Annotated in this window: 6 protein-coding genes; 5 read left to right on the forward strand and 1 reads right to left on the reverse strand. The window is 70.6% G+C overall.

The annotated features are described in order from the left end of the window. Positions 1-1,375, forward strand: a 1,375-nt coding sequence (locus AB0J09_RS53940) for an SbcC/MukB-like Walker B domain-containing protein (protein WP_360709980.1), incomplete at its 5' end; no start/stop codon positions are given. Between the two features lie 18 nt (positions 1,376-1,393). Here AB0J09_RS53940 and AB0J09_RS53945 read toward each other — a convergent pair. Continuing rightward, positions 1,394-2,551 (reverse strand): carbohydrate kinase, encoded by a 1,158-nt coding sequence (locus AB0J09_RS53945; protein ID WP_360709982.1) that lies wholly within the window; start codon positions 2,549-2,551, stop codon positions 1,394-1,396. Between the two features lie 148 nt (positions 2,552-2,699). On the opposite strand from AB0J09_RS53945, the gene AB0J09_RS53950 reads away from it, so the two are divergent. The 4 genes from AB0J09_RS53950 to AB0J09_RS53965 form a co-directional block, all read left to right on the forward strand. After that, positions 2,700-3,689, forward strand: a complete 990-nt coding sequence (locus tag AB0J09_RS53950; protein WP_360709983.1) for a sugar ABC transporter substrate-binding protein — start codon at positions 2,700-2,702, stop codon at positions 3,687-3,689. Positions 3,690-3,699: 10 nt separating this feature from the next. Beyond that, positions 3,700-4,662, forward strand: coding sequence for an ABC transporter permease (locus tag AB0J09_RS53955; protein ID WP_360709985.1), 963 nt, complete (start codon positions 3,700-3,702; stop codon positions 4,660-4,662). Then, a complete protein-coding gene (locus AB0J09_RS53960) occupies positions 4,659-5,471 on the forward strand; it encodes an ATP-binding cassette domain-containing protein (protein WP_360709986.1) in 813 nt (270 codons plus the stop codon). Before AB0J09_RS53955 ends, AB0J09_RS53960 begins: the two co-directional genes overlap by 4 nt. A 24-nt stretch (positions 5,472-5,495) precedes the next feature. Further along, positions 5,496-6,019, forward strand: a 524-nt coding sequence (locus AB0J09_RS53965) for a LacI family DNA-binding transcriptional regulator (protein WP_360709987.1), incomplete at its 3' end; no start/stop codon positions are given.

Consider the following 6,019-nt stretch of genomic DNA (forward strand, 5'->3'; position numbering starts at 1 on the left):
CGTCAGAGCCGTCGAGCGCGCCGAGGCCGCCGCGGCCTCCGCCGTGGTGGTGGCGGAGAAGCTCGCGGCCGTCGAGTCCACCATCGGCGTCGAGCAGGCGCGCGTGCTGGATCGGCTCCAGGAGACGCAGCTCGCCTACCAGGCCTGCCGCCGTCTCATCCGCTCCGTCAACGACGACCTGGCGCGGCTCAACGCCCGGCTCGGCCGGCTCAGGGGCGAGCTCGGCACGGCCGAGGAGAAGCACGCCGAGGCGGGCCGCGTGCGGGAGGAGGTGTCGGAACGGTTCCGCCGCCTGATGGCCGGGCACCTGCCGGCCGACGCCCAGGTGACGGCCGGGCCGGTGCGGGACACCGGGGTGCGGGCCGTGCTGGAGTCGGCCAGGGCCGTGGTCGAGCAGCTCGCGGCGGTGCCGTACGAGCAGAAGAACGTCAAGGAGGCCGAGACACGGCTGCAGGACGCCTTCCACCATGCCAGGGAGATCCTCGGCGGCCGGGCGGACCTGGAGCTGGCGCCCGACGAGGACGTGCAGGTGCTGACCGCCACCGTCAGCGGCGTCCGGGCCGGCTCGGCGGCGCTCAGCGAGGCGCTGCGCAAGGAGCGCGACGAGCGGCGCTCGGACATCACGGAGGCGGAGCGGGACCTATTCGGCCGGACGCTGGCCGGCGACACGCGGCGGCACCTCGCCGACCGCATCAGGCAGGCGACCGCGCTGGTGGAGGGCATGAACCAGCGCCTGGAACGCGTCCGCACCGCCTCCCAGGTCGCCGTCCGCCTGGTCTGGGAGGTCGATCCCACCCAGCCCTCCGGCACGCGGGCCGCCCGCGACCTGCTCCTGCGCGACCCGGCGGGGTTGAGCGAGGCCGACAAGGAGGCGCTCTACGTCTTCTTCAGGGACCGGGTGGAGGAGGCCAGGGCAGGCAACTGGTCGGCCGGCTGGGAGGACCAGCTCATGAAGGTGCTCGACTACACGGCCTGGCACCGCTTCGTGGTCAAGCTCGACCGGGGCGACGGGCACGGGTGGCAGGAGCTCACCAGAAAGCTGCACGGGGCGCTGTCCGGCGGGGAGAAGGCGATCGCGCTGCACCTGCCGCTGTTCGCCGCCGTGGCCGCGCACTACCAGACCGACCCGGACTGTCCGCGGTTCATCCTGCTGGACGAGGTGTTCGTGGGGGTGGACAAGGCGAACCGCGGCCAGGTGTTCGACCTGCTGGTGGACCTGGGGCTGGACCTCGTGCTCACCTCGGACCACGAGTGGTGCGAGTACCGCGAGCTCGACGGGATCGCGATCCACCAGCTCATCACGGGCGACGGGGACGACGCGGTGACGACCGCCCGTTTCGTCTGGAACGGCTACCGAACGGTCCCGACGGAATGACGGATCCGGCAGCGTGGGTCAGAGCGCGGCGGCCCAGGGCGGGTTGGCGCCCGGCACCGAGCAGGTCAGGGCCGCCACCCTGGCCGCGAACTCCGCCGCCTCCACCGCCGTCTCCAGATCAAGGCCGTCCAGCCGGCCGCCGAGCAGGCCCTTGGCGGAGAGGCTGTGCAGGAGGCCGGCGGTGAAGGAGTCGCCCGCGCCGACCGTGTCCACGACGTTCACCTTGGGTGCCCGTACCGGGGCTCTTTTCCCGTCCAGGGACACGAGCGCGCCCGCCCCGCCTCTGGTGATGACGATCAGGCGGGCGCCGGCGGCGTGCCAGGTGTCGCAGGCACGATCCATCGGCACGCCCGGCAGCAGGAAGTCCAGGTCGTCGTCGCTGAGCTTGAGGATGTCGCTCCACTCGCACCAGCGGGAGACCGGGTAGTCCTCCCGGGTGGCGAGGCTGGGGCGGACGTTCGGGTCGATGGAGATCGTGGCGTGCTCGGCGGCCTCCCTCGCGAACGCCTCCACCGCCGTCCGGCCCGGCTCCCTGACCAGCGCGAGCGAGCCGGTGTGCAGGCAGGTGACCGGGCCGAGCCGCTCGAGGTCCAGCTCGTACGGGCTCCACTGCCAGTCGGCGGTGCCGTCGGCGTAGAAGGTGTACTCGGCCTGGCCGCCGGTGTCGAGGGCGGCGACGGCGAGCGTGCTTGGCTCCTTGGCCTCGACGGATGCCGAGAGGTCCACGCCTGATGAGGTGAGGTGCCGGCGGAACAGTTCGCCGAACACGTCACCGGAGATGCGGCCGAGGAAGCGCGTGGGGGTTCCGAGCCGCGCCAGCGCCACTGCCGTGTTCGCGGGCCCGCCACCCGGCAGCACCTGCAACGCCAGCCCTGTCGCGCCGCCGTCACTCGCCCCGTGAGGGTCGCCGCCCGGCCTCGCGCCGTTCTCCGCTCGCGGCGCACTCACCTCGCCGCCGGCGGGTGCCCGTCGCGGACCAGGGCGGTGCGTGGGTCGCCCCTGGTCGTCGAGGCGCTCATCGTCGCGCCCGAGGCCGCGCTCGATGGCCACGGACGCGCCGGAGGGAAGGACGTCGCTGGGCGAAGGGGAGGTGGTGGGGCGGGGGCCGAGGGGGTGGTCGCCGGGGGAGCGGATGGTGAAGCCGTCGGCGACGCACTCACCCAGGACAGCGATCATCGGGCCTGCCTTTCAGGCATGTTGCCGATTTGTTACGGCATGGGGGCATTGACGTTTCTCGGATCGGAGTCCATCATCGCAGCACAGCGGATGTCAACGTTGACATATGTCAACGATGACATCGGATCCCCCCTGATAGGAACCGCCCATGAATGCAAAGCTTTCGGCCGGACTCCTGGTCACCGCCCTTCTCATCACCGGTTGCGGCGGCGGCAGTGAAGGCAGTGGTCAGAGCTCGTCCACCCCCAAGGTCGGACTCATCACCAAGACCGAGACCAACCCGTTCTTCGTCAAGATGAAGGAGGGCGCGGAGAAGGCCGCCAAGACCAGCGGCATGGAGCTGATGACCGCCGCCGGCAAGTTCGACGGCGACAACGCCTCCCAGATCACGGCCATCGAGAACATGGTCGCCGCCGGTGTGAAGGGCATCCTCATCACCCCGAGCGACACCAAGGCCATCGTCCCGGCGATCAAGAAGGCCCGTGACGCGGGCGTGCTCGTCATCGCCCTCGACACCCCGACGGACCCGCAGGACGCCACGGACGCGCTGTTCGCCACCGACAACCTCAAGGCGGGCGAGCTGATCGGCCAGTACGCCAAGGCCGCCATGGCCGGCAAGCCCGCCAAGATCGCCACCCTGGACCTGGCCCCCGGCATCACGGTCGGCCAGCTCAGGCACGACGGCTTCCTGAAGGGTTACGGCATCCAGGAGGGCGACCCGTCCATCGTCTGCTCCCAGGACACCAGGGGCGACCAGGCCAAGGGCCAGACCGCCATGGAGACCTGCCTGCAGAAGGCCCCCGACATCAACGTCGTCTACACGATCAACGAGCCCGCCGCGCTGGGCGCGTACACGGCGTTGAAGGCCAAGGGCCGCGAGAAGGACGTGCTGATCGTCTCCGTGGACGGCGGCTGCACCGGCACGAAGGCCGTGCAGTCGGGACAGATCGCCGCCACGAGCCAGCAGTACCCGCTCAAGATGGCCGAGGACGGCGTCAAGGCGGTGGCCGAGTTCGCCAAGAGCGGCAAGAAGGCCTCCGGCTACACCGACACCGGCGTCACGCTGATCACCGACAAGTCCGCCTCCGGCGTCGAGGCCAAGGACACGGCCTTCGGCCTGGCGAACTGCTGGGGCTGACATGGCAGTGATGGAAGCGACATTGCCGCGACGCCTGATCACCACGCCCGTCGCGGGCCCGCTGGCCGCGCTGGTGCTGGCCTGCCTGTTCTTCGGGCTCAGGACGGACCAGTTCTTCACCGGCCCCAACTTCTCGCTGATCATCCAGCAGGTCATGGTGGTCGGCACGCTGGCCATCGGGCAGACCCTGATCATCCTCACCGCGGGCATCGACCTGTCGAACGGCGCGATCATGGCGTTCGGCGGCATCGTGATGACCAAGCTGGCCGTGGACAGCGGCCTGCCGCCGGTGCTGGCGCTGGTCGCCGGGCTCGCGGTCTGCTCGGGGTTCGGGCTGGTCAACGGGTTGCTGGTGACACGGATCTCGTTGCCGCCGTTCATCGTGACGCTCGGCATGCTGAACGTGGTCTTCGCCCTGACCCACATCTACTCCAACGAGCAGACGGTCACTGACCTGCCGCCGCTGCTGACGTTCCTGGGGCAGACGTTCCAGGTCGGGCAGACGAACGTCACCTACGGCTCGCTGCTGACGATCCTGCTGTTCCTGCTGTTCGCGTACCTGCTGGGCTCCACGGCATGGGGCAAGCACGTGTACGCGCTCGGCAACAGCCCCGAGGTGGCCCGCCTGACCGGCATCAGGACGCGCCGCCTGACCGTCGGCGTCTACACCCTGGCCGGCTTCGTGTACGGCATCGCCGCCCTGCTGCTCGTCTCCCGCACCGGGGTGGGCGACCCGCAGGCCGGCCAGACTGACAACCTGGACAGCATCACCGCGGTCGTGCTCGGCGGGACGAGCCTGTTCGGCGGGCGCGGCCTGGTGATCGGCACGCTGGTCGGGGCGCTCATCGTGGGGGTGTTCCGCAACGGCCTGCAACTGATGGGCGTACCGTCGATTTACCAGACGCTCATCACCGGCATCCTGGTGATCCTCGCCGTCGCCGTCGACCAGCTCTCGCGCAGGAGGAACCGATGACGACCCCCGTGCTCCAGGCCCGCGGCCTGGTCAAGCGGTACGGCCACGTGACAGCCCTGGACGGCGCCGACTTCGACCTGATGCCCGGCGAGGTTCTCGCCGTCATCGGCGACAACGGCGCGGGAAAGACCAGCCTCATCAAGGCGCTGACCGGCGCGCTCCAGCCCGACTCGGGCGAGATCCTGCTCGACGGCGAGCCGGTGCGCCTCCGCGACCCGCTCGACGCCCGCAGGCACGGCATCGAGACCGTCTACCAGGACCTCGCGGTCGCGGCCTCGCTCGACATCGCCACGAACATGTTCCTCGGCCGCGAGATCCGCAAGCCCGGCATCCTCGGCAGCGTCTTCCGCCTGCTCGACAAGAAGCGCATGCGCGAGGAGTCGGCCAGGCACATGGCCGAGCTCAAGATCGGGCTGCGCTCGCTCACCCAGCCGGTCGAGTCGCTGTCCGGCGGCCAGCGGCAGGGCGTGGCCGTGGCCAGGGCGGTGGCGTGGGCCACGCACGTCGTGGTCATGGACGAGCCCACGGCCGCGCTCGGGGTCAAGGAGTCCGGCCAGGTGCTCGACATGATCAAGCGGGTCCGCGACCGGGGCACGCCGGTGGTGCTGATCAGCCACAACATGCCGCACGTGTTCGAGATCGCCGACCGCATCCACGTCCAGCGCCTCGGCCGCCGGGTCGCCCAGATCAAGCCGGGCGACCACAGCATGGCCGAGGTGGTGGCCATCATGACGGGCGCGCTCCAGGTCTCGGACGGCAAGGCGGTGGTGGCCGACCAGGGCGCGGCGGAGGCCATCGGGTTGTCCTGATGAGCGGCCACTAACATGGGCGCAATGCGGCGTCCGACGATGACAGATGTGGCGCGTGAGGTCGGCGTCACGGCGAAGACGGTCTCGCGGGTGCTCAACGACGACGGCCCGGTCGCCGTCGAAACCCGCGAGCGCGTCATGGAGGCGGTCAGGAAGCTGGGCTACCAGCCCAATCTGATGGCCCGCAACATGCGGGTCGGCGCGCGCGACGCCGCGATCGGCCTGATCATCCCCGAGATGGGAAACCCGTTCTTCGGCACGGTCGCGGGCGGCATCGAGAGCGCCATCCGCGCCCGGGGGCTCACCCTCATCGTCGGCAACTCCAGCGAGACGGCGGACCTGGAGCAGTCGCTGATAGCGACGTTCCTGGCCCGCAGGGTCAGCGCTCTCATGGTCGTCCCCTCGGCCGCCGGCGACCACCGCCACCTGCGCAACGAGCGCGTGGCCGGCCTGCCGATCGTCTTCCTCGACCGCCCGGCCGTCGGCCTGACCGCCGACAGCGTGGTCAGCGCCAACCGGGAGGGCGCCAGGGCAGGCGTCGCCCACCT

The organism is Nonomuraea sp. NPDC049784, from assembly GCF_040659615.1.
Lineage (GTDB): Bacteria > Actinomycetota > Actinomycetes > Streptosporangiales > Streptosporangiaceae > Nonomuraea.